This window comes from Novosphingobium sp. B1 (assembly GCF_900176395.1).
Taxonomy (GTDB): Bacteria; Pseudomonadota; Alphaproteobacteria; order Sphingomonadales; family Sphingomonadaceae; genus Novosphingobium.
The window spans coordinates 322,238-347,569 of record NZ_FWXL01000002.1; the positions used below are offsets into that span (position 1 = coordinate 322,238).

Consider the following 25,332-nt stretch of genomic DNA (forward strand, 5'->3'; position numbering starts at 1 on the left):
AGGGTCAGCGCAGCCGTTCGATCTCGATCATCGAGACCCGCGCTTCAGCAGTCCGGCTCACGAAATCAAGCTGCAGAACGTCCTTCGCCGTGATCGTGAACACCTTGGACTGCGCCGCCACGCCGCTCGCCGGGATGGTGGGCTGGAACCCGCGAAGGAGCAGCTTGCTGCCACTGCCAATGTCGAACGTGCCCGGCTTCTGGGCCGAACTGGTGGCGAACCACAAGGTCACCTTGTAGCGCCCCTTTTGCACCGGCACGCGATACGAGAAGACACCGCTTCGATACGTCGCCAGCGCGTCGCGATCATTGGTTCCGGCGATCGCGGTCGGCACGGCGGGCTTGCCGTAGTCTGCCGGCTTGTCGAGCGATGCCGCCTCGCCCCCTTCGAACCAGTTGTCCGAGCCGAGCAAGCGGCCCTCGCTCTTCGCGGCCAGCAGCGCGCCGGCATCGATCACGAAATGCCGCGCAGTTTCAGGCGCCAGCGTCCAGCTTGCACGGTCCTCCACCGTGCCGCCGGCATGAAGCCCGCGCGCCATCAGCGCATTGCTGCCTTCGTCCAGCCGCACCCCGCTCCACACGCAGGCCTTCTGTGGGCAGTCCTTCTTCACGCCCAGCGAGCGGCCATTGAGCAGCAGTTCGGTGCTGCCGGTGTTGCTGTAGACCTTCACCTCCGTCACCGGATAAGCGCGCTGGACATAGCGCTTCAACGTGATGTGGACCATCGGCGCCGGGTTCCAGTTCGCCTTGTAGAAGTAGTAGGCGTCCTTGCGGGTCTTGTGGTCGTAAGCGATCAGGCCCTTGGTGTTGATGTCCTGCGCATCGCCTTCGGTGCGCACGGTGGTGGCAAAGTCGAACGAGTTCCACAGCCATGTGGCGTAGAGCCAGGGACGGGCGTCAAGCTGCGCCAGCGCGGTTTCGTGGATGTGGCTTTCGTATTCCTCGGGCTGCGCCGCACCGCGTGAATCGACCGGGCCGCCCAGCACGTTGTCGGTGTGCATGGTCAGCGCGCCACCCGCACCATACTCGGTCACCGCCAAGGGCTGCTGCGGCCGCTTGGCATGCAGGCCATCGAGATGCGGCCCAAGATCGCCGGCCTTGCCGAAGTACCAGCCGAAATAGCGGTTCGCGCCGCCAAGGTCCGCCGCCACCGCCGTGGTCGGGATCTCCACATCATTCCCGAAGGCGCGCGCCTCGCAGCACGTGGCAAGCGCCGTCGGGCGCGAGGGATCAAGCGCCTTGGCCGTCTTCTGCAGTTCGTTCAGCAAGGGCAGTGGATCGACCTCACGCCCGTCAGCCCCGCCGAACAGGAAAGCGGGCAGCGAATTGCCGAAGTCCACTTCGTTGGCGATGCTCCAGATTGCGCTTGCCGCATGGTTCTGATTCTGCCGGACCAGTTCGGTGAGTTGCGACTTCGCATTGGCGACCAGCGCCGGATCGGCAACCTTCTTGCCGCCAAGCGTCCACACCGAAACCAGCGGGATCTCGTCCCACACCAACATGCCGGCACGGTCGGCCAGATCGTGGACGTCCTGCCCGTGCTGATAGTGGGTCAGCCGGATGGTGTTGGCGCCCATCTCGCGCAGGGTCGCAATGTCCTCGGCCACATCGGCGCGGCTGATCGCCCAGCCCTTGCCGTCGCGGTCCTGATGGTAGCCCACGCCATGCAGGCGATAGGGCTGGCCGTTCAGCAGGAATCCGCGATCGGCATCGAACGCCATCGTGCGCAGGCCATAAGGCTGGCGCACCTCGTCCGACACGGTGCCATCGGCCTGCACCACCTGCGTCACCAGATCATAAAGGTATGGATCGGCGGTGCCCTGCCACAAGTGCGGATTGGCCAGCGCAAGCCGTGCCGCAACGTCGCCGGTCTTGCCCGGCACCAGCGTTGCAGGAACCGTGGCGGCCGCCGCCTCGCGCCCTTGCGCATCGAGCAGCATCACCTTCACGCTGGCCTTGGCGGCTTTCGCGCCGTCGTTGGCCACCCGCACCACCAGATCGACCTGCGCCTGATCCTTGTCGGCCCTGATGGTCGTTGCGCGGATACCAGTCCCACCGGCATCGCCTAGATCGATGTGCAGCGGCGCGGTCGATATCAGTCGCACCGGCCGATAGAGCCCGCCATGCACGAAGAAGTCGCCCGAAAGCGGCAGCACGTCCGCCGTGGAGCTACCCGCCTTGGGCTGCGTATTGTCGACGCGGACCACCAGCACGTTGTCGCCCGCAGGCTTCATCGCCGCAGTCGCGTCCAGCCGGAAGCGCGAGAAGCCACCCCGATGCTCGCCGAGGTACACACCGTTGAGCCAGACCTTGGCCACGCGGCTTGCCGCGTCGAACTCCAGCCAGTGGCGCTTGCCCCGGGCATCTGCCGGCGATGCGAAATGCAGCCGGTACCACCCCCTGCCCTGCCGCTTGTCCACCGTCGCGGCCGTGTTCGTGCCGCCAAGGTCATGCTTGTAGTAGCCCACCCGGTTCCAGGTGTGCGGGACCGAGACCGGCTCCCACGCAGCATCGGCAAAGTCGGGCGCAGAAGCCTGCGCCACATCTTCAGCGCTGAAGCGCCAGCCCGATTCCAGCACGGTGACGCTGCGCGCTCCCTGCGCCAGGGCAGGCCCGTTCGCTGCGAGCGCAATCGCCACAGCAATTGCAGCCAGCGAAATCCGGTTGGCAAGGCGTGCAGTGCTCATGTCTCTCCCTCGGCAGAATCTGTCGTCAGATTGGTCTTACCGATAAGGAAGCAACATTCGCAAGCAAATGCAATGGCTTTGCGTCAATCCTGCCTTTTGGCCTGACCACGAAACCACATGGTTCTTGATCCAGGTGCTTCTCGTTCAGGAGCGGGCCGGTTCAGACCACCTCATGCCTCTGCACCAGCGCCTGAAGCCTGTCGGGTACTGCCGGATCCTCGATGGTCGGCGGGGTGGTCCATTCCTCGCCATTCACGATCTTGCGCAAGAGGTTGCGCAGGATCTTGCCCGAGCGGGTCTTGGGCAGGCCGCCTGCGACATAGGCCGTGCGCAGCGCCGCCACGGCGCCGAGTTCCGCGCGCACTGCCGCGATCACGCGCGGGCCGATCGTCTCGTCATGCTCGAAGCCCGCGCGCGGCACCACGAAGGCGATCGGCACCATGCCCTTGATCGCATCGTCCGCCCCGATCACCGCGCACTCGGCCACCCCGTCGGCGCTCGCCACGATCTGCTCCATCTGCCCGGTCGAGAGGCGATGGCCGGCCACGTTGATGATATCGTCCGTGCGGCCCATGATGTGGACGAATCCGTCCTCGTCGATGAAGCCGGCATCGCCGGTCTCGTAATAGCCGGCATAAGTGGCGAAGTTCTTCGCATAGCCGCTATGGTTGTTCCACAGCGTGCGGAATGCGCCCGGCGCCAGCGGCGCCTTGATCGCCACAGCCCCGCTTTGCCCCTCCGGCAGCGGCTGCCCGCCTTCGTCGAGAATGGCAAAGGCATAGCCCGGCACCGGAAACCCGGCGCTGCCACGCTTGCGCCGCAGATCGCCCAAGGCAAAGCACGATGCGATGGCCGGCCAGCCCAGTTCGGTCTGCCACCAGTGGTCGATCACCGGCAGGCCCGATTTTTCCTCCAGCCAGCTGATCGTGTCGGGATCGGCGCGTTCGCCGGCAAGGAACACCGCCTGGCATGTGCCGGTGCCGATGGCAGCCAGATGCGCAGCGTCGGGGTCTTCCTTGCGGATCGCGCGGATGGCGGTGGGCGCGGTGAAGAAGGTCTTCACGCCGTGGCGTTCGATCACGCGCCAGAATGTGCCCGGATCGGGCGTGCCCACCGGCTTGCCCTCGAACAGCACCGTCGTCGCCCCGACCAGCAGCGGCGCATAGACGATATAGCTGTGCCCCACGACCCAGCCCACATCCGACGCCGCCCAGAACACGTCCCCGGCGCCGATGCCGTAGATATTCTGCATCGACCAGGCGAGCGCCACCGCATGGCCGCCATTCTCTCGCACCACGCCCTTGGGCGTGCCGGTGGTGCCGGAGGTATAGAGGATATAAAGCGGATCGGCCGCCCCCACCGCCACCGCTTCGGGCATGGGGTCTGCCGCCGTCGCTGCGCGCAAGGCGTGCCAATCGGTGTCGCGGGCGCCGCCAAGATCGGCCTGCTGCCGCTCGCGCTGGCACACCACGACATGGTCGACCTGATGCTGCGCCAGCGCCAGCGCCTCGTCGACCATCGGCTTGTAGGCGATGGTGCGATTGCCCTCGATCCCGCACGATGCGGTCAGCAGGACCTTGGGCGTCGCGTCATCGATGCGCTTGGCCAGTTCCAGCGGCGCAAAGCCGCCGAACACCACCGAATGGATCGCGCCAAGCCGCGCGCAGGCCAGCATCGCGAAGACCGTTTCGGGGATCATCGGCATGTAGATGATCACCCGGTCGAATTTCCCCACGCCGAGCGAGGCCAGCATCGCCGCGACCCGGCCGGATTCCTCCAGCAGTTCGGCATAGCTGAAGTGGCGGATCAAGCCGGTCACCGGGCTGTCATGGATCAGCGCGATTGCCCCGCCCCGCCCCGCCGCCACGTGGCGATCAAGGCAATTGTGCGCGGTGTTGAGCGTGCCGCCGGGAAACCACCCTTGCGCCTCGCTGTAGGTCGAAGCCGGAGGGTTGATCCAGTCCACCGCCTGCGCCGCCGCTCCCCAGAAGGCGTTGGGATCGGCAATGCTCGCTTGCCATGCCCGGTCGTAGGCTTCGCTCATGATCTCGTCCTGCTTGCATGTCTTCAACAAATCGAAAGGCTGGCGCGGGGTGCTATGGGGGAGGAGACCCGCACCAGCCCGACCGATGGCGGGAGTTTCACCCCCTGCCGTCAGTCATCTATGCTGCGCTTGTAGGTTTCCGGCAGGAAGATCAGGCCGATCACGCAAGTCGCCGCCGCGACGATCACCGGATACCAGAAGCCGTGGTAGATATCCCCGTTGGCCGCCACCATGGCAAAGCCGATGGCCGGCAGCAGACCGCCCAGCCAGCCGTTGCCGATGTGATAGGGCAGGCTCATCGAGGTGTAGCGGATGCGGCTGGGGAACAGTTCGACCAGCATCGCCGCAATCGGACCATAGACCATGGTCACCAGCAGCACGAGGTAGAACAGGATCGCCACGACCAGCGGCTTGTTGATCTGGTCGGGGTCCGCCTTGGCGGGATAGCCAACCGTTTCCAGGTCTGTCGTCACCTGCTTGGCGAAGGCGGCAATCGCAGCTTTCTTGTCCTCGCCCGAGACCTTGGCCGGATCGGGTGCGGTCAGCGTCAGGTCGCCGATGCGGATTGCAGCGATGGTGCCGGCGGGTGCCGCCACGTTCTCGTAATTCACCGCGGCCTTGGCCAGTGCGTTCTTGACGATATCGCAGCTCGTCGTGTCGAACTTGTTGGCGCCGACCGGATCGAACTGCGATGAACATTCCGCAGGATTGGCCATGACCTGCACCGGCGCGCTCGTCTGCGCAGATGCCAGCGCCGGATTGGCCGCCACGGTCAGCATCTTGAACGCCGGGAACAGGGTCAGCGCTGCCAGCGCACAGCCGGTCAGGATGATCTTCTTGCGGCCGATCTTGTCCGACAGCCAGCCGAAGAACAGGAAGAACGGCGTGGCGCAACCCAGCGCGATGATGATCAGGGTGTTGGCGGTCAGGCCATCGACCTTGAGCATCTTTTCAAGGAAATACATCGCGTAGAGCTGGCCGGTGTACCACACCACGGCCTGCCCGGCGATCGCTCCGAAGAACGCGATCAACACGATCTTGAGGTTTTTCCATTCCCCGAAGGCTTCGGCCAGCGGGCGCTTCGACGAAGTACCTTCTTCCTTCATCTTCTGGAACACCGGCGATTCATGCAGCTTCAGGCGCAGCCACAGGCCAACCGCCAGAAACAGCCCCGAAAGCAGGTAGGGAATGCGCCAGCCCCACTGCTTGAACGCTTCCTCGCCCACGCCGGTCACGGGCGAGCGCACGAGGATGACAATCAGCAGCGCCATGGCCAGGCCCGCAGTCGCGGTGATCTGGATCCAGCTCGTATAGAGGCCGCGCTTGCCGTCAGGAGCGTGCTCGGCAACGTAGGTCGCCGCGCCGCCATATTCGCCGCCCAAGGCCAGCCCCTGGAACATGCGCAGCACCACCAGCATGATCGGCGCCGCCACGCCGACGCTTTCGTAAGTCGGCAGGCAGCCGACAAGGAACGTCGAAAGGCCCATGACCAGCAGCGTGACGATGAAGGTGTAGCGCCGCCCGACGATGTCCCCGATCGCGCCGAACACCAGCGCGCCGAACGGGCGCACGATGAACCCGGCGGCAAAGACCAGCAGCGCCATGATGAACGAGGTCGTGGGATTGAGCCCGGTCAGGAACTGCGCCGCGATGATCGCGGTCAGCAGGCCATAGAGGTAGAAATCGTACCACTCGAACACCGTGCCGAGCGAGGATGCAGTAATGATCAGCTTCTCGCTGTGGGTTGCCTGGTGGTGTCTTGGCAGGCCTTGCGCGTCATCGATTGTTGCCATCGGTCCTCTCCGTCGTCCTTCAGAACGTATATTTTGCCGCCAGCTCGAGGCGGTCCATCTTGCCGACCAGTCCGCTCGCAACTTCGCGCACGGCATGGCGATACTCTACCCCGAAATCGAGATTGCGCACCGGCGAGTAGAACAGGTTGCCGGCCACGCTCCACGCCTCGACATTGGCCAGACCCGGTACGGGCAGGCTATCGGGATAATCGGCGTGCTGGTAGCCCGCCATGAAGGTCGAGCGCAGCCGCTCGGTCCAGCCGAGCTTGACCGATGCCCAACCCGCGACATTGCTGACGAGATTGAGCCGGTCGGCCACGGCGCGGTCGTAGAGCGCGTCAGGCGCGAAGCCCACGGTGAAGTAGCGCCCGATGCCCCGCCCGGCCGAGGCGACGAAGCGGAAATCGTGGCGCAAGTCAGGCCCGAACAGGATCTTGCCGCCCACCGTCGCGCCATAGCCCAGCGCATTGTCGCCGGCGCCTGCGGAATGGACCGAGACCGAGCGCACCAGCCCGGCAACGTGCAGTTCCTTGGTCCTGTCCTTGAACGCCAGCTTGGCGACAAGATCGGGCATGCGGTCCTGATCGTTGTCGACCATCGCCGCCGAAGTCGTCGTCAGCGTTTCGGTCTGCGGGTTTTCGGCGGCAAGATAGAGATCCAGCCCGCTGCCCAATGGCTGGCGATATTGCACCATCATCTGCCGCACGAAGATCGATCCATCCATCGGCCCGACAAAGTCGGTCGTTTCGGGCAGGTGCGCCGCGTTCTGGAACGTCGTCCATTCCTGCCCGATCAGCAGGTTGCCATAGGAGATGAAGCCGCGGCGGAAGGTTGGCGTATAAGCGTTTGTCGAACGCTGGGCACCGAGCGGCGCTGCGGCAAGCGCGAAGTCGAATTCGACGTGGCCCTTCAGCTCCTTGCCGCCCAGCGGCGTGCTGGTGGAAAAGAACAGCCGGGTCTGGCGTGCATGGCCGATCAGGTCGGTGCTGGCAGCGCCGCCCACCGGGATCTGCTGCGGCAGGAAGAACTCCTTGCCCAGCGATCCGCCAGCCAGTTCGCCATTGGCGAAGCGCGTGGCACTGCCGACGACCTTCACGAAACCGCCCATCTTCCAGGTCGTGCCGCCAACCTTGAAGCCATCGGGCTGCGGCTTGGCCTCGAGCGCGGCGATCCGGCCGGTCGCGGCCTCGGCCTTGGCTTCGGCACTGCGCGCCATCGCCAGCGCCACTTCGCCATCAGTTGCGCTGGCCTGCGCGCGCTCGGCCCGCGCCTGCTGCAGCGCTGCTTGCATCTCGGCCATTTCTGCTTCGAGCCGCGCCAGCCGCGCTTCCAGCTCGGCCTCATGCCGTGATGGCGTTGCCGCCCAAGCCGTGCCCGGCAGCGCCAGCGACACCGTCAATGCTGTTGCGGCCAACAGTCCCGGCAGGCCTTTCACATAAGAACCCGACATCATCCCTCTCCCGGCGTGCGTCATTCACACTTTCCGGATTGCAGGTTCTGCGCGATCGACCCCGACCGCCAGCGCGCGAAAGGTCTAGGCTCTACGACCAAAGTCGCAGACTACGACCCCGCCCGCATGCGTCATCTTGCGAAAATCGCGCCAGACTTGCCGTTCGCGTCGCAATCGATAGTCTGGGCAGATGAGACCAAGGGCCGATGCGAAGGGCCGCTGGGGGAGCCTTGCGTGAACGGAACGATCCTTGTTGCCGATGACCATCCGCTGTTCCGGCAGGCCCTGTCCATGGCCATTGCCAGCGTCGCGCCCGCGGCCCGCGTGGTCGAGGCCGGTACGCTGGCCGCTGCCGCCAAGGCAGCCGGCGACGCGCCCGATCTGGCGCTGATAACACTCGATCTCAAGATGCCCGGCGCCATCGGCTATTCGGGCATCGCCCTGCTCCATGCCGAACGGCCCGACGTGCCGATCCTTGTCGTCTCCAGCGCCGAAGGGGCCAAGGTCGCCGATGAAGCCCGCGCTTTCGGCGCGGTCGGCTTCCTGCGCAAGGACGCCGATCTTGCCCGGATCGAGGATGCGATCCGCGTTGCCCTTGGTGGGCAGTCCGCCGTGCCGGCCAGTGCCGAACCGGTCGATCAGGTCCGCCGCGAGGTCGCCAACCTCACGCCCACCCAGCTCAAGGTCCTGCTCGCCGTGCTCGACGGCAAGCTCAACAAGCAGATCGCCTTCGATCTGGGCATGAGCGAATCCACCGTGAAGGCGCACATGACCGCAGTGATGCGCAAGCTCGATGTCCAGAACCGCACGCAGGCAGCGCTTATCGCCCGCTCACTCGGGCTCGACCTGATCGCCTGAACCGCGCGCGATCGCGCCCAGGAACGCCGCCAGCGCCGCCGGATCGGCGGGCTTCACGAACAGCGGCACGCGCCGCATGCGTAACCGGTTGCGCAAGGCTGGCCCGCTTTCGGCGCTGATCATGCCCACGGCCAGCGCCGGATGGCGGGCACGGGCCTGGTCGATCAGCCGCAAGCCGTCCTCGCCTTCGCCCAGGTGGTAATCGGCCAGCAGTACGTCGGCATCGCTGGCCAACGCCAGCGCCTGCGCCGCAGTGGCGGCCCCCATTGCGCGATGCCCCAGCGCCTCGACCAGCGCCACCGCCGCCTCGACGATGTCCGGCTCGTTATCGGCCACCAGCACCCGCAACACGCGCGCCACGTTATGGTCAGCGGCCCGCGCCACCTCCGTGCGCACCGCTACCGCCGGCAGCGCGTGCTCCAGCGCCGGCAACGATATGCTGAAGCGGCTACCACGGCCTTCCCGGCTGGCGAGCGTGACCTGCGCGCCCAGCAGCCTCACAATGCGCTCGACAATGGCAAGGCCCAACCCCAGCCCTTCGGCCTCGACCGCGCCGATCCGCGTGAATTCGCCGAAGATCTCGCGCTGGCGATCGGGCGCGATGCCGACGCCGCTATCGATCACGTCGATGCGCAGGTTCGCCCCGCGCCGCCGCACCCCCACCACCACGCCGCCATCGGGGGTATAGCGCACGGCATTGGTCACAAGGTTCTGCAACACCGAGCGCAGCAGCCCGGCATCGGTCATCACCGTGCCGGACAGCGGCCCGGTTCGCAGATGCAGGCCCTTCTCCTCGGCCAGCGGCCGCAGCGTCTCGACCACTTCGTCGATCAGCGGGGCCAGCGGCACCGCTTCCGGGCTGGGCTGGATACCACCTGCATCGAGCCGCGAGATATCGAGCAGCGCCCGCAGCAGCGCCTCTGCCGAAACGATCGACCGGTCGATCCGGCCGGCCAGCGCGCGCGCATCGCCTTCCAGCCGCCGATCCAGCGCCGAGGTGAACAGCCGCGCGGCATGAAGCGGCTGCAGCAGATCGTGGCTGGCCGCAGCCAGGAAGCGCGTCTTTTCCCGCGTTGTTGCCGCAAGCCGCTGATTTGCGTCGTTCAGTTCCTGTGTCCGCGCCTCGACCCGCTGTTCCAGCTGATCAAGCGTGCGATTGAGCTCGGCGCGCACGAGCGCTTCCTCGGTGATGTCGGTGAACGAGGTCAGGTAACCCCCACCGGGCATCGGCCCGCCGACCGACTTGATGACCCGGCCATCGCCGTGGCGCCGCTCCGACGAATAGGACCGGCGCGCACGCAAGTGGTTGAGCCGCTTGTCCACTTCCACCTGCACCGGGCCGGCAAAGGTTCCGCGGATCACATTGAAGCGGATCAGGTCGGCAATCGGCACGCCCACCCTCACCAGACCAGGCGGATAACCGAACAGGTCGACATAGCGGGTGTTCCACGCCACCAGCCGCAAGTCGCTGTCGATCACGCTCACGCCCGATTGCAGGTTCTCGAATGTGGCGGCCAGCAACTGCCGCGAGAAGCTCAGCGATTGGCCCCCTTCATCGAGCAGGCGCGTCACGTCGTCCATGCTCATGCGCCCGCCCGCCAGCGCCGAGGCGATCAGCGCACGCGCCGATGACGTGCCCACCACTTCGGCGATCAGATCTTGCGCCCGCCGCGCCGCACCCCGATCGACCGGCAGGGCATGGCGCTCGTCAGGGAAAGCCTCGACCGCGCGGGCCTCGCCCACGAACCGTGCCGTAAGTGCGGCAAGGTCGCCGATGTTGCCTGCGCTGCGCCCGCCCGCCAGCAGGCGCGGCAGGCTGGAGGTGCCGCCCTGCCTAGCGCGCCACAGCGCCAGCACCGCAAGGTTGGCCGAAAGGCTCCACGCCACGCCGTGGACCAGCGGCGTGGCCTGCCCGATTCCCAGCAGGCGCAGCGGGTCGAACGGCGTGCCCTGCAGCGCCCAAAGCACTTCGCGCGGCAGGATCGGCGGCAGTGCCAGGGTATAGAGCCAAAGCCAAAACCCGGTCAGCAAACTGGCCCGCGCTGCCGCCGGATCGTGCCCCGGTGCGTTCACCGCCATGATCAGGTGCGGCACGAACTGCACCATCGCGGCAAAGGCAACCAGCCCGATCGAGGCGAGCGAGCGCGCCGGATCGATCATCAGCGCCCAGAACAGCGCCAGCAGCACCACGCCAAGGATTGCCCCGCGCCGCACCAGCAACATCTGCCGGCCCAGGCTGCCCGAAGGGCCCTGTTCGCCGCGCACGTCGGTCCCGCTGCGCAACACCGCCGGAAAGATCAGGTCGTTAGAGACCATGATCGCCAGCGCCGTGGCATCGACGATGACCATCGCCGCGCCGGCGCTCAATCCACCCAGCAACGCCAAGACGGCCACCGCGTCATAGCCCGCGCTGGCCGGAAGCAGCAGCACGAAGCGATCGGGTGATGCGCCCGCCGGCAAGGCCAGCAATCCCGCCAGTGCAATCGGCACGACCAGCCCGGCCATCGCCAGCACATAGAAGGCAAGGCCCTTGCGCGCACGGGGCAGATCGCGCACCGAATGGGCCTCGGCCAGTCCCATGTAGAACTGGCGCGGCAACACGATCACGGCAAAGGCCGAAATCAGCCCGATCACCCCGGTTTCCAGCGTCACGTGATCAGGCGCGAACTGCCGGGCGATTGTGCGCGTGGCGCTGGCCAGCGCGCCCGCCTCGGCACGCCAGATCACCGCCACCGCAACCGCCCCGACAAGCGTGAGCGAGATGAGCTTGATCAGCGATTCCAGCGCAATCGCGAAGACCAGCCCCTCGCTGCGCCCGGCGATCTCATAGCGGCGCGCACCGAACAGGATGGCAAACACGCCCAGCACGAATGCGCCCGCGGCCATCGCCGGAATGGCGACGTCCTCGCCCGAAAACGCGGCAATGGCAGAGCCGATCGATCGCAGTTGCAGCGCGATGTAGGGCACCGTGCCGCACAGCGCGATCACCGTGATGATGCGCGCCACGCCCGGATCGTGGCGGAACCGCGCCGCGATGAAATCCGAAATGGTCGATGCCCGCTCGCGCTGCACTTCTTCCGCCAGCCGCGCCAGGAACCCCGGCGCCAGCAGCAGGAACAGCGCTGGCGCCACGTAGATCGGCAGGTAGTTCCAGCCCTCGCTGGCTGCCGATCCCACCGCACCGTAGAAGGTCCAGCTCGAACAATAGACGCCCAGCGCCAGCGTGTAGGCACCGTGCCGCAGACGCGGGCGATACCGCCAGCGCAGGCTGCCACGTTCGGTCAGCGCGGCCACGGCAAACAACAGCGCCAGAAGCGCCAGCGCCATCAGTCCCGCAACCCGTCCACTCATGCTGCCAGACTGGCCCGCGCCCGCCCCAAGGGCAAGCGCGAACAAGGTCTAACCATGGGGCCGGGGGATCAGTCCTTCCAGCTCTTTGCCGGCAGCCTGACCTTTACCGGCGTTCCCAGCGTTTCGGCGTCCTTGCCAAGGGCAAAGCTGTAATCACCGGCCGGCATGGTCCAGCCGCCGTCCTTCCAGTCGGCAAGGATGCGCGGGTCGATCGTCAGGCTGACGTTCTGCGATGCGCCCGCGGCAAGGTTCACCCGCTGGAATCCGGCAAGGCGGCGCTTGGCCTGTCCGGCGCGGTCGACAAGGTAGAGCTGCGCCACTTCGGCGCCCTCTCGCTTGCCGGTGTTCTTCACGGTGAAGCTGGCGGTCATGCCCTTCAGCTTCAGGCCCGCGCTCTCGAACGTCGTGTAAGACAGGCCGTGGCCGAACGCGAACAGCGGCTTGGTGCCCTTTCGCGCGAACCAGCGATAGCCCACGTCCGATCCTTCGATGTCATAATCAGACACCAGCTTGTCGCTGCCCGACGAGGGGTTTCCCGAGAAGTCGGGTTCGACCCAGTCGCTGCCATCGAGCTTGGGGCGCGGCAATTGCGCTTCGCTGGCCGGGAAGGTCAGCGGCAGGCGGCCCGAAGGGTTGGTGTCACCGAACAGCACCGAGGCAATGGCCGGCCCGCCGCGGGCGCCGGGATACCAGGCCTCGATGACACCTGCGACCTTGTCCAGCCACGGCATCTTCACAGGCCCGCCCGTTTCCAGCACGACGATGGTGTTGGGATTGGCGGCCGCAACCGCGGCGATCAGTTCGTCCTGGCCATCGGGCAGCGAAAGGTCGGGCACGTCCAGCCCTTCGGTGGTCCACTGCGTCGCAAAGACGATGGCGACTTCGGATTGCTTCGCCTTCTCCACCGCATCGGCAATATAGCGGCCATCGCGGTATGTAACCTTCGCGTCCTTGGCCAGCGCCTGGATCGCGTCAATCGGGCTGGAGCGGTGGTACTGCTGGGCGATGAAGCCGGCCCACACGCCCTTGCCGCCGATCGGACGGGTCACGGCAGGGCCGCCCTCGCCATGCACCTGGCTCGAGCCCGCGCCCGAAAGAACGCCGCCATCGGCATAGCCACCGATGATCGCAATCGCCTTGGCGCTCTTGGCCAGCGGCAGCGCGCCATTGTTCTTGAGCAGGACGATGCCCTGCCGCGCCACCTCTTCGGCAACCATGCCATTTGCGGCGAAATCGATCTTGCCAGCGGGCTTGGCGGGGTTCTTGTCGAGGCCCGAAGCATAGATCGCGGTCAGCACGCGGCGGTTCATGTCATCCAGACGCGCCTTCCACACCGGGTCTGCCGCCGCCTTGTCCTTGAGCTTGTCGCCGAAGAACACAGCCGGATCGAGCTGCTCGCCCGACTGCTGGTCAAGCCCCTTCAGCGCCGCCTCGATGTTCGGCACCGCGCCCCAGTCCGACATCACGAAGCCCTTGTAGCCCCACGCCCCCTTCAGCACCTTGTTGAGCAGCCAGTCGTTGGCGCAGGCCTGTTCGCCCCACACGCGGTTGTAGGCGCACATTACCGAGCCGGGCTGGCCCTGCTCGATACCGATCTGGAAGGCGAGCAGGTCGCTCTCGCGCGCGGCGCCCTCGGCAATCTTCACATCGACGTACTTGCGCCCGGTCTCCTGCCCGTTCAGCGCGAAGTGCTTGATCGTGGAAATGATGTTGTTGGACTGGATGCCACGGATCGCCGCGCCCACCAGCATGCCCGAAAGCAGCGGGTCTTCGGCAAGGTATTCGAAGGTGCGGCCATTGCGCGGATCGCGCATCAGGTTGACGCCGCCTGCCAGCAGCACGTTGAAGCCCTTGGCCCGCGCTTCCGATCCGATCATCGCACCGCCGCGATACATCAGGTCCGGGTTCCACGAAGCAGCCTGCGCCACGCCCGAAGGCAGCGCGGTTGCCCCGTCCTTGCGGATGCCCATTACGTAGGACACGCCGAGGCTGGCGTCGGTTTCCTTCAGCGCCGGCACGCCCAGCCGCTCGATCCCCGGAATGTAGCCCGCGCCGGCAAGCGCATCGGCGGGGATCGGCGGGGGCGGCCCGCCCAGCGGCAGCGGCATGATGCCATGGGTCAGCACCACCTTCTCGTCCGCCGTCATCTGCCTGACAGTCGCCGCTGCCCGCGCGTCGGCCGCTTTCATGTCAACCGCAGGAGCTTGCTGCGCGTGCGCGAGGCCGGCTGTCATCGCTGTCAATCCAGCCGCTGCGCCAAACGCAGCCTTCGCTGCCGAACTCATCCCGTTCATTCCTGCACCCTTCCCGTCATGGTTTCGACCAAGGCAGGAAAACCTGTGCGAAAGAGTCGCAAGCCTGGCCGCTTGCGCCCTTATCTCTCCCGTCACCTGCCTTTTGTCAACGCTGTCAAACGTGGCTCCTGCACCATCCTTGCTGATCCCGCACTGGCCGGAATCGAGGTGTAAGCGCTCCAGCAGCGTGAAAAAGTGCGCCAACAGCGTGAAAAAGCGCACGTGATTTGCCCCGAATATTGCCCCGCGCCCGAATTGCGCCAAGCACAGGCGGACAGGCGCACTTCGTATCCCCGGAGAAGCAACAGGAGCCAGGCAACCGTGGCCGACATCGTTCTCGAGCGTGACCGGGCGTGGACCAACTACCACGAGACGCAAGCCTTCACCGTGGCCGAGCACTATCGCTACATTCGCGGCAATGCGCCCGCGCCCGATGGCCCTGCGCTGTTCGGCGCCAGCGCACAGCGTCTTTGCGAACATCTCGGCGCCCTGCCAGGCCGCGCCGCCGCCGGCCTGCTCGGCCGCGCGTGGAGCCTCAGCGACATTGTCGGCAACCCTGCCCGCCAGCTCGAACTCGATCAGCTCGATGGCATTGCCTGGGTCGAGGGTGTGCACCTCCACCATCGGACCCGACTTGCCCCCCGGCAGGCGGTCTTCGTCGGCGGCGGGGCAACGTGGAAGCAGGTCGCCGATTTCGTCGAGAACGACCGGCAAAGCCCGCGCACCATCGTCACCAGCGGATCGCACCTGGCGCAGTCGGTGGCTGGTTCGATCGGCACCGCCACCGGCGGGTCGCGGCTCGGCTATGGCGGCGTGCAGAACCAGATCATCGCCATCCACTTCGCCAACGGTCCGGGCCGCTCGATCTGGGTGGAACGCGCATCCGATCCGGTGATCGGCCATGTCGCCGGCGATTTATGCGATACGGTGATCCGCAACGATGGCGTGTTCGAAGATGCGCTGGTGCATCTGGGGGGCATGGGCCTCGTCAATGGCGTCGTGGTCGAAACCGCGGCTCCCGCCCGCTTCACCATGCTGAAGATGACCAAACCGGTCGACGCCACCTGGCTGTCATGGCTTCAGGCCGGCGATTACGACGCCATCGCCGCCTGGCTCGGTTATCCGCAGGCGCCGGTCTATTACGAAGTGCAGGTCGATCCTTTCGCCTGGGACAAGACGCCGGCGATCCACACGCTTTACTTACGGACCGAAGCGCCGCTCATCGATACACCCGCGCCGACGCGGCCCAATGTCCCGGTGGCCGGGCTGCTCGGCAATCTGGGATGGGCCCTTTCGCGCACGGACCTTGGGGCCGAAGCGTGCACGGCTAGACCCGCGCCCGCTGCGAACCGGTTCCCAGACACCGAGCCCCATCCGGCATGGTGCCAGGACATGCGCAATGCGCTGGCCGATCTGCACGCCTATTACAGCACCTGCCTGATTACGCCGACTACGCCAGAACAGTCGGGCGCGCAGACCTGGGGCCAGCTTCACGCCACGCCGCCTGCCCCCTCGCAAAAGGCGCTGATCTATTCGGCCGCCTTCGCCTTCTCGCAAGACCGGCTGATGCGTGCCCTGCCGATCATGAGCAAGGCGGTGCAAGGACGCCCCCGGCACTTCCTGTTCACCTTGCGCTTCACGCGCAGTGCAGCCGGAACCATGGCCTATGCCCGCTTCCCGCGCAGCGTCGTGCTCGATTTCGAAGGGCTGAAAGTTACGCCTGAGATCGCCGCAGCCTGCGAGGAATCGCTGACCCTGATCCACCGTGCGCTGCGTTCGGCCCGGATCGCCTTCAGCCCACACTGGGCCAAGCTCGGCCCGATTGATCCCACCACCATCGCGCGCGGCTTCGGTCCGGAAACCGACCCTGAAAGCCGCATCGCCCGCTGGAAGGTCACGCGCGATCTGCTGCTGGGCGCCGAAGGCAAGCGCCTGTTCCGCAACGCAGCACTCGAACGCTGGGGCCTTGCCTGACCAGGCCCTCCGCTGATCCCGCGCTGCCACCTACCGGTCGAACGCGGCGTGATACTTCGGCGCGCGGACATCGCGGAACGACCGCGCGGTGCCGCGCATTGCCGCATTCATGATCACGACGTTGCGCATCGCCGGGCGAGACCGCAAGCGGCTCGAAGAGATTGTCGGCATCGCTTCGCGCTTTGGCCTTGGCATCCTGCTGGCCCGGCTTGGCATCGCGCGCGACGCGGCAGAGCCGACCGAAGCCGGCGAGCACAGCCCTGCCCAATCGCTGCCGCAGCGCACCCGCCTCGCTCTGGAAGAACTCGGCCCGACTTTCGTCAAGCTCGGGCAGATCCTGGCGACGAGGGGCGATCTCCTGCCGCCGGAATGGATCGCCGAATTCGAACAGTTGCACAGCCGCGCCCCCACCCTGCCGTTCGAGTATCTGCGCCCCTTCGTCGAGGAAGCGCTGGGCGAGCCGCCCGAGACCGCCTTTGCCCGTTTCGATTCTGCCCCCCTCGCCGCCGCGTCGATGGCGCAAGTGCACCGCGCCGCGCTGCACGACGGGCGCGAGGTCGTACTCAAGATCCGCCGACCCGGCATTCGCCCGCGCATCGAGGCCGACCTGCGCCTGATCGCCCACCTTGCCGCTCTGGCCGAACGCGCCAGCGCCGAAGCCCGCCGCTTTGCCACTGCGGCGATGATGCGCCAGCTTGCCGAGGCCATGCTCGAAGAGCTCGACTTCACGCACGAGGCCCGCAACGCCGACCGCCTGCGCGACGATTTCGCCACCAACCCGCAGGTGACCGTGCCCGCAATCCACTGGGACCTCACGTCCGAGACGCTGCTGGTGATGGACCATATCGCCGGTGTGCCCCCACGCGATCGGCAGGCTCTGCTCGATGCCGGGATCGACCCGGCCGCCATCGCCGCGCTTGGTGCCGACATCGTGCTCGACATGGTGCTGATCAACGGCCGCTTTCATGGCGATCCGCACCCCGGCAACCTGCTCTGCCTGCCCCGCAATCGCATTGCCCTGCTCGATCTGGGCATGATCGGCCACGTCTCGCCCCGGCGGCGCGAGGAATTCATCGCCTTCGTCCACGCACTTTCCACTGGCGATCCAGCCCGTCTGGCTGAAGTCCTTGCGGCTTGGGCGGGACAGGATCCGACCGCAGCAGGCACCGCGCCCACGCCGGACCGGTTGCTTGCCGCCTCGGAACGGCTAATCGCACGCCACGGCAGCGGTCGTCTCGTCCTCGGCGCGATGGTCGGGGATTTCCTTGCCCTGATGCGCGAGGAGCGCCTGACCATGCCTGCCGACCTGCTGCTGGTGTTCAAGGCGCTGGTCACCATCGATGGCGTGCTGGCGCGGATCGAACCGGGATTTGACCTGACCGGCGCGATGCGGCGATCCTCGCTGCGCATCGCCCGCGCCCGGCTGTCGCCCGAACACTGGTCGCCGATCCTGCAGGCGGTCGGTTTCGAACTGCTGCGCCTGGGCGAAGACGCCCCCCGCCTGATCCGCGCCGCCATCCGCCGCCTGGAAAGCGATCCTGTCCCGGCCCTGCCTGCCTCATCCCCCCGTGCAGCGGCGGGCTACCTGTGGATTTCCGCGGCGATCGTTGCAGGCGCAGCGCTTATCGCCGCGGCGTTGTGGGCGCAGTAACCAGCAATATCTCCCCACATTTTGCCGCCTTGCCCACTTGACCAGGCCAACCGTCTGCGCTTTCGCTATGGAATATAAATTCTAATAAGGTGCCACGATGGAATCGCGCAGGACCACAATGAAGCTGGCGCTCGGTGCCGTTGCCGCTGGATCGCTTGCCCCACAGGCTCTCGCCGCGTCCGGGCGACGCAGCGCCAGCACTCCCGAAGCACCATGCCGCGCTTTGGGATCCCCCACTTGGCGCGCCGGGATCGAGGGGCAGCGCATCGCCGACCTGGGCGATGGCCGCTACCTCAACCCCATCCTGCCCGGAGACTATCCCGATCCGTCAGTCCTCAAGGACGGCGACGACTACTACATGACGCATTCGTCGTTCGATTCGGCACCGGGTCTGCTGATCTGGCACTCGCGCGATCTGGTGAACTGGCGCCCGCTCGGACCGGCTCTGAGCAAGCCGCTCGGCACGGTCTTTGCCGTCGACATCGCCAAGCACGATGGGCGCTATTTCATCTACATTCCCTTCATGAAGGCGCCATGGTCGCCCGAACTGCCAAGCTTTGCCAATACCTTCGTCATCCACGCCCCGTCGATGAACGGCCCGTGGAGTGATCCGATCGACCTCAAGGTCGGCGGTCTGATCGATCCCGGTCATGTCGTGGGCGAGGACGGCCACCGCTACCTGTTCTTCAACGATGGCAAGCGGGTGCGGCTGACTGCCGATGGCCTTGCCACGGCTGGCCCGGTCGAAACCGCCTACGAAGCCTGGCGCTATCCCGATGACTGGATCACCGAGGCCTGGTCTCCCGAAGGACCGAAGCTGTTCCGCAAGGACGGCTATTTCTATCTCGTCAACGCGGTCGGCGGCACCAGTGGCCCGGCTACCGGACACATGATCGTCGCGGCGCGATCACGCTCGATCAATGGCCCGTGGGAGAATTGCCCGCACAATCCCATCCAGCGCACCCTCTCCAGAAACGAGATGTGGTGGTCACGCGGCCACGCCACCTGCGTCGAAGGGCCGGGCGGGCAGTGGTACATGGTCTATCACGGTTACGAGAACGGCTACCAGACGCTCGGCCGCCAGACCTTGCTCGAGCCGATCGAATGGACCGCGGACGGATGGTTCCGCGCGCGCGGCGGCGACCTGTCAGCCCCCTTGCGCAAGCCCGGCCCGGCGAAGGCCGGCCAGCCACATGGCATGCCGCATTCCGACAACTTCGAGAGCGACCGCTTCGGCACCTTGTGGAACCTCTACAACAGCGCGCCGGCAGAAAGGGCTCGGGTGGCCATTGCCAATGGTGCCCTCGCCCTCACCGCAAAGGGCGCCAGCCCATCGGACCGCGTCGTCGTGACCCAGCAGGTGGGCGACCGCGCCTACGAGGTCACCGTCGAAATCGAACTTGAAGGCAAGGCTACCGGCGGGCTGCTGCTGTTCTTCGATGACCGGCTCTATCTTGGCATGGGCATCGACGGTGCGCGGATGACCAGCTACCGCGGCGGCAAGGCCTCGTACTGGCCGGAGCCCGCTCCGCCGGCGCGCCGGATGTTCCTGCGCATTTCCAACCGCGATCAGATCGCCACATTCCACTACAGCGTCGACGGCAAGACCTGGACCCGCCATGGCGTGCGCACCGAGGTCAGCGGCTACAATGCCAACACGATGGACAACCTGCTAAGCCTGCGGCCGGCGCTCTTCGCTGCAGGCGAAGGGCGCGTGCTATTCCGCGATTTTCGCTATCGCGCGCTGGACTGACACCCCCGGGCGCGGGGCAGCGCGTCAGGGCACCAGCACCACCTTGATGCATTCGCCCCGCGCCTGCGCGGCCAATGCTTCGTTGATCTGGTCGAGAGGGAAGGTGGTTATCAGCCGGTCGAACGGAAAACGCCCCGCCGCATGATGCGCGATCAGTTCGGGGATGAAGGCCTGCGGATCGCTGTCGCCCTCGATGATGCCGATGATGCGGTGCCCCGGCGTCATCAGCGCGGCGATGTTGACGCTGATTGCGGCCTTTGCCTTCGCCGGCACGCCGACGAGGCCGATCGCGCCGTGGCTGCCCAGCGCCGCCATGCCCGCCTCGATCACCGGCACCACGCCGGTCGTGTCGAACGCGAAGTCCAGTCCCATAGGCTCGATCGCGCGCAGCGCTTCGGCGAGGTCTTCGGTACTGCCCGGATCGATCACGTGGGTCGCGCCCAGTTCCAGCGCGATCGCACGCCGCGCCGCCACCGGCTCGACGAGCACGATGGTCTTGCACTGCCTGATCACCGCGCCCATCACCGCAGCAAGGCCCACCGGCCCACCGCCGAACACCGCAATGCTCGATCCGGCCGTGCACGCGAGCGAGTTCATCACCCCGCCCGCGCCGGTCTGGAAGCCGCAGCCCAGCGGCCCCAGCAATGCGAGCGGCACCTTCGCGGTATCCACCTTCACCACGTTGCGCGCGCGGGTGACAGTCAGCGCCGAGAACGAAGATTGCCCGAAGAAGTGCGAGGTTACCTTCTCGCCGCCAGAGGCATAGGCGGTCGATCCGTCCTCCAGCCGCATCCCGGCATAGTTCAAAGGCACGAAGCTCTGGCAGTAGCTCGGCAGATGCTCGGCGCAGCGCGGGCAGGCGCCGCAGCTTGAAAAGCCGATGACCACCTCGTCACCCACGGCAAGGCCTTCCACCCCCTCGCCCACGGCATCGATCACGCCTGCACCTTCATGGCCTAGCACGCCGGGCAGGGCGAAGGGCGCGAACTGATCGCGGAAGATCAGGTCGGTGTGGCACAGGCCGACACCGGCAATGCGCACGCGCACTTCCCCCGCGCGCGGCTCCTCGACGTCGATCTGTTCGAGCAGGAATGCCCCGCCTGGTTCGCGCACCACGGCTGCAGTGGCTTGTGCCATCGTTCTCTCTCCCAATTGCCAATTCAGTCGGCGCGGCGCCGTTCCTGCTGGCGGAAATCGCTGGGCGCCATGCCGAACCAGCCGCGAAAGGCGCGGCTGAAATGGCTCTGGCTGGAAAATCCCGCCGCCTCGGACAGCGCCGCAAGGCTCATCTCGGTTTGTACGAGCATCTGCTGCGCCCGGTCGAGCCGCGCTTTCATGACATATTGATGCGGCGAGATGCCGACGGCCTTCTTGAACAGGCGGCAGAAGTGCGATGGCGTGACCCCGGCGGTGGCGGCCATCGCCTCGAGGCTGTGCTCGGCGGCAGGATCAGCCAGGATCGCGTTCATGATCTTGTGCAGGCGATAGGCCGAAAAGTCCGATACCGGGATGTCCACCGGGTTGCCGTGCGCCGGTGGCCCCGAAAGGATGTGCGCCTTGAGCGCGCCGACCATGGCCGAGACATAGGCCGTGCGCTCGTCGGCCTGCGGGGCGTAGATTTCCGACAGGATCTGCCGCGTTAGCGCCACGCCCAGCGGATCGGCAAAGGCAAAGCGCATCCGGTTGAACTGGTCGGCATGGGGCTGCCCGGCTAGCGCATCGGACGCCACCGACAGCGTCACCACGTCCAGCTCGCCGTCGACCAGCCAGCCGGTCGGCATCCCAGCCGGAACGATGGTGGCGCAGCCGGGGATCGAACTCGTCTCGGTCCAGCCGCCCTTGTCCCAGGTCTTGACCTGCGGCTTGCCGGCAAGGTGCACGGTAAAGATCGGCTGCGGCAGCGCCGGCAGGGTATAGGCGCCGACGAACTGCCGCCAGCGGCACAGCGACCAGCCTTCGCCGATCGAACCCATCTCGACGTCCGGGGACCGGCCGAGAACGTCGCAGATGATCGCCTTGTTATCCCAGGCGGCGCCTTGCGTCATGCCAGCAGCTTGACCTCCAGCCGCTTGAACCCGTTGATGAAGTTCGAGCGCACGCGCGCAGGCTCTCCCACCACTTCGATGCTGCGAACATGGCGCGCCATTTCGGCAAAGGCCAGCCGCAATTGCATCTCCGCCAGCCGCGAGCCGACACAGACGTGCGCGCCCGCTCCGAAGGCGAGATGGTGCTTTGCCGGGCGCGTGATGTCGAACCGGTCGGGGTCGGCAAAGATCGCCGGATCGCGGTTTCCGGCGGGGTAGAACACCACCACCTTGTCACCATTGCGGATCGTCTCACCGCCAAGCTCGGTATCGCGCATCGCGGTGCGGCGCATGTGGATGACAGGGCTTGCGAACCGAACCATTTCCTTGACCGCGCCGGGCAGCAGCGCCGGATCGGCACACAGCATGTCCCACTGGTCGGGGTTGTCGGCAAAGGCGATCAGCGAATGGTTGATCGAATTGCGCGTGGTCTCGTTGCCTCCCACCAGCGCGAGGATCAGGTTGGCGATGAAATCGCGCAAGGGCACCGCCTCGCCCCGAATCTGCGCATTGGCCAGCAGCGAGGCAATATCCGGCCCCGGATTGGCGCGGCGCTCTTCGTACAGCGCGCTGGCAAAGCTCATGAATTCGCCGAGCACCGCCTGCATGGCTTCTGGCGACTGGCGGAAATCGGGATCGTCCTCGCCCACGAAGGCATCGGTCCAGCGGTGCAGGTCGCCCCACATCTCAGGCTGCACGCCCAGCAATTCCGCCAGGGTCAGCAGCGGCAACGGCACGGTGAGCAGTGGCAGGATGTCGACCGTCTCGCCCAGCGGCACTTGCGCGAACAGACGCTCGACCCTTTCGGCAATGCGCGCCTCGATGCCTTCGAGCCGTCCCGGAGAAAGCGCGGGCATCACGAACTTGCGATACTGCGTGTGGCTTGGCGCATCGCGGCTGATGAAGGGAATGCCGATGGCCGATTCCCCTGCCCCGGTCAGCCCCACCTCGTTCTCGTTGAAGATGCGGTGCCCGCCGTTTTCGTGGGCCGAGGAGAACAGGTCGGGCTGGCGCGAGACGGCAACGATCTCGTCATGGGCAAGCACCGCCCAGAACCCCGCGCCATCGCTTTCCGGGTTCCAATGTACCGGTCCGCGCCCGCGCATCTCCGCCAGGGCGGCGTAGGGAACGCCGCCTGCGTAAGTGTCGGGGTTCTTCAGGTCCACCATGTCAGAAGCTGTAGCGCACGCTGGCGCCATAGGTGCGCGGCGCTGCTGGCACGAGGAAGTTGTACGGAAAGCCTGCCCCGCGCAGATCGAGGCCGTAGCCATAGGTCTCGCGGTTGAAAAGGTTGTTGGCAAAGGCCCGAACGGTGATCGCATCGCTGGTCCAGCTGAGCGAAGCGTTGACCTTGGCATTGGCCCCTTGCTGCAGTTCGCGGTTCAGTTGCGGCGTGCCCGGCGCATTCTCCTCGTTGAAGGGCGAGAAGAACTGGCGACTTGCGTAGGCCATGTTCGGCGCGAAGGTCAGCGTGCCGCCGCCCACTTGCAGCATGTCCCATTCGAAGCCCATTTGCGCGGTCACGCTTGGCGCAAAGGGCAGGCGATTGCCCGAAAGGTCTGCGCCCTGCAGCGTCAGCCGCTTGTACTGCGAATGGAGCAGCCCCAGCGAGGCATCGATACGCAGGCCATCGACCGGGCGCAGCGTTGTTTCGGCCTCCAGCCCATAGACTTCAGACTTGGGCGCGTTGACCAGGAACGATACCGGCCCGGCGCGCGTGTCCTGCAACTGCTGGTTGGTGTAGTCGTAGTAGAACGCCGAAACGGCATAAGTCAGCAAGCGCCCGCCGGCACGCCCCTTGAAGCCCACTTCATAGGCGTTCACCCGCTCGGGCTTGATGTAACCGATGCCCGAAGACGAGGTGTAGCCACCGCCATTGACCGCGCCGGCACGATAGCCGCGGTTGTAGCTCGCATAGACCAGCGTGCCGCTGTCGAACGTGTAGCTCAGTGCCACCCTCCCGGTCAGCGCATCGTTCCTGTCGGAAAGGGCAAAGCGGGCAGCAGGGTTGTAGGCGCAGGTTCCGGCAACGCCCGGGCACGGTACGGTCGTGGCGATGGGGATCTGCGGCGCGCCGATCTCGCCCACGAACAGGTAGGCATAGGCATCGTCATAGCGCGAGGTATCGTGGGTGAAGCGCGCGCCCAGCGTCAGCACCAGCTTTTCGGCAAGGTCGATATCGGCCTGCCCGAACACGGCATAGCTGTTTCGCACCTGCCGGTAGTGCTGGAAGAAGCCCCCCGCCGGCGGCAGCGGCAGGTTGAAGGTGTTGTCGGTAATGTTGCGGTCCCAGCCATAGAACAGCCCGCCGACGAAGTTCACCCCGTTGCCGTCATAGTTGGCGCGCAGTTCCTCGCTGAACTGGCGATAGTCCGAACGCCAGTTGATATCGAGGATGTCCAGCGGCGAGCCATCAGCCGCCTGCTGCAGGTTCTGGCTGCCGCCGTCATAGCTGGTGATCGAGGTCAGGCTCAAATTGTCGCCCAGTTCCAGCGAGACGTTGGCCGAAAAGCCCCAGGCATCGGTGCGGTTGGTGCCGACGCGGTTCTCGTTGATCTCGAAGAAGCCCAGCCCGGTGCGGAACGGTGCCAGCCCATGCACTGCCGCCTGCGTGCCGCGGTCCCGCCCGCCATAGGCGCGCAGCGTGATGTCGAGCGCTTCTGACGGCATCGCGCGCAAGGAAACGCGGCCCTGCAGCGTATCGGTCGACATGGCATCGCGCCCGCCGGGAAAGACGTTGCGGATCTGGCCATCGCCCTTGGCATAGTTGCCCGCCACGCGCAGGCCGACCTTGTCCTGCGAAAGCGTCGCCTCGGCAGCGCCTTGTGCGGTGAAGGTATCGAAGTTGGCATAGCCTGCCTGGAGGTAGCCTTCAGCCCCCGACAGATCGGGCTTCTTCGTGATGAAGTTGATCGCGCCGCCGGTCGTGTTGCGGCCGAACAGCGTGCCCTGCGGCCCGCGCAGCACCTCGATCCGATCAAGGTCGAACAGGCCCATGCCGTGGCTGGTGCGCGGCGCCAGATACACGTCATCGAGATAGACGCCGACCGGCGACGCCTGATTGGAATTGTACTCGTTCGCCACGCCGATGCCGCGCAGCGAGAAGTTGGGCTGGGTGCTGCCATAAGGGCTGTTGATCTGCAGGTTCGGCACGGCATCGCCAAGCTGCGCCGAATTGGTGATGCCCCGCTGCGCCAGGTTGTCACCGCCAAGCGCTGTCACTGCCAGCGGCACGTCGAGCAGCGACTGTTCCCGGCGCTGCGCGGTCACCACGATGTCGCCATCGACCGCTGCTTCCGGCGTAGCGTCCTGCGCCAGCGCCATGGGTGAAACCGTGCACGAAAGTGCCAGCACGAACGCCGCGGCAAACGGCTTTGCAGCCATAGTCATCTCT

The 25,332-nt window shown here is 66.2% G+C and carries 14 protein-coding genes; 4 read left to right on the forward strand and 10 right to left on the reverse strand.

Annotated elements, in window-relative coordinates; genetic code table 11:
- Positions 1-4: 4 nt before the first annotated feature.
- The 4 genes from B9A23_RS04975 to B9A23_RS04990 all read right to left on the reverse strand — a co-directional run bounded on the left by B9A23_RS04975 (position 5) and on the right by B9A23_RS04990 (position 7,973).
- Positions 5-2,686, reverse strand: a complete 2,682-nt coding sequence (locus B9A23_RS04975; protein WP_084277736.1) for a glycoside hydrolase family 2 TIM barrel-domain containing protein — start codon at positions 2,684-2,686, stop codon at positions 5-7.
- 160 nt (positions 2,687-2,846) lie between these two features.
- Positions 2,847-4,730, reverse strand: a complete 1,884-nt coding sequence (locus B9A23_RS04980; RefSeq protein ID WP_084277914.1) for an AMP-binding protein — start codon at positions 4,728-4,730, stop codon at positions 2,847-2,849.
- A 110-nt stretch (positions 4,731-4,840) separates the two neighbouring features.
- Positions 4,841-6,523 carry an MFS transporter gene (locus tag B9A23_RS04985; protein WP_084277737.1) on the reverse strand — a complete coding sequence of 561 codons (1,683 nt, stop codon included), beginning with the start codon at positions 6,521-6,523 and terminating at the stop codon, positions 4,841-4,843.
- A gap of 19 nt (positions 6,524-6,542) precedes the next feature.
- The gene (locus B9A23_RS04990; protein ID WP_139797327.1) at positions 6,543-7,973 is read right to left on the reverse strand and encodes a DcaP family trimeric outer membrane transporter; all 1,431 of its coding nucleotides are present in this window, start codon (positions 7,971-7,973) and stop codon (positions 6,543-6,545) included.
- A gap of 234 nt (positions 7,974-8,207) precedes the next feature.
- Here B9A23_RS04990 and B9A23_RS04995 point away from each other — a divergent pair, with 234 nt between their 5' ends.
- Positions 8,208-8,831: a LuxR C-terminal-related transcriptional regulator gene (locus B9A23_RS04995; RefSeq protein ID WP_084277915.1), complete on the forward strand. Its 624-nt coding sequence runs from the start codon at positions 8,208-8,210 to the stop codon at positions 8,829-8,831.
- Here the strand turns inward: B9A23_RS04995 and B9A23_RS05000 are convergent.
- Together B9A23_RS05000 and B9A23_RS05005 are read right to left on the reverse strand one after the other, a co-directional pair.
- Positions 8,805-12,182, reverse strand: a complete 3,378-nt coding sequence (locus B9A23_RS05000) for a PAS-domain containing protein (RefSeq protein WP_084277739.1) — start codon at positions 12,180-12,182, stop codon at positions 8,805-8,807. The genes B9A23_RS04995 and B9A23_RS05000 overlap by 27 nt on opposite strands.
- A gap of 68 nt (positions 12,183-12,250) precedes the next feature.
- Positions 12,251-14,416 (reverse strand): beta-glucosidase, encoded by a 2,166-nt coding sequence (locus B9A23_RS05005; protein WP_176217899.1) that lies wholly within the window; start codon positions 14,414-14,416, stop codon positions 12,251-12,253.
- A gap of 381 nt (positions 14,417-14,797) precedes the next feature.
- Between B9A23_RS05005 and B9A23_RS05010 the strand changes: the two genes are divergently transcribed.
- The 3 genes from B9A23_RS05010 (at position 14,798) to B9A23_RS05020 (ending at position 19,854) form a co-directional block, all read left to right on the forward strand.
- Positions 14,798-16,450 carry an FAD-binding oxidoreductase gene (locus B9A23_RS05010; protein WP_084277740.1) on the forward strand — a complete coding sequence of 551 codons (1,653 nt, stop codon included), beginning with the start codon at positions 14,798-14,800 and terminating at the stop codon, positions 16,448-16,450.
- A 109-nt stretch (positions 16,451-16,559) separates the two neighbouring features.
- Positions 16,560-18,101, forward strand: coding sequence for an ABC1 kinase family protein (locus B9A23_RS05015; protein ID WP_084277741.1), 1,542 nt, complete (start codon positions 16,560-16,562; stop codon positions 18,099-18,101).
- A gap of 97 nt (positions 18,102-18,198) precedes the next feature.
- A complete protein-coding gene (locus tag B9A23_RS05020; RefSeq protein WP_084277742.1) occupies positions 18,199-19,854 on the forward strand; it encodes a family 43 glycosylhydrolase in 1,656 nt (551 codons plus the stop codon).
- A gap of 24 nt (positions 19,855-19,878) precedes the next feature.
- Here the strand turns inward: B9A23_RS05020 and B9A23_RS05025 are convergent, their stop codons facing one another.
- From B9A23_RS05025 to B9A23_RS05040, 4 genes are read right to left on the reverse strand one after another with little or no spacing between them, the layout of a single operon-like run.
- A complete protein-coding gene (locus B9A23_RS05025) occupies positions 19,879-20,991 on the reverse strand; it encodes an NAD(P)-dependent alcohol dehydrogenase (RefSeq protein ID WP_084277743.1) in 1,113 nt (370 codons plus the stop codon).
- Positions 20,992-21,014: 23 nt separating this feature from the next.
- The gene (locus tag B9A23_RS05030; protein WP_084277744.1) at positions 21,015-21,899 is read right to left on the reverse strand and encodes a helix-turn-helix domain-containing protein; all 885 of its coding nucleotides are present in this window, start codon (positions 21,897-21,899) and stop codon (positions 21,015-21,017) included.
- A complete protein-coding gene (locus tag B9A23_RS05035) occupies positions 21,896-23,107 on the reverse strand; it encodes a cytochrome P450 (RefSeq protein WP_084277745.1) in 1,212 nt (403 codons plus the stop codon). The genes B9A23_RS05030 and B9A23_RS05035 overlap by 4 nt, the downstream gene beginning before the upstream one ends.
- A gap of 1 nt (position 23,108) precedes the next feature.
- Positions 23,109-25,322 carry a TonB-dependent receptor gene (locus B9A23_RS05040; RefSeq protein WP_084277746.1) on the reverse strand — a complete coding sequence of 738 codons (2,214 nt, stop codon included), beginning with the start codon at positions 25,320-25,322 and terminating at the stop codon, positions 23,109-23,111.
- Positions 25,323-25,332: the final 10 nt, after the last annotated feature.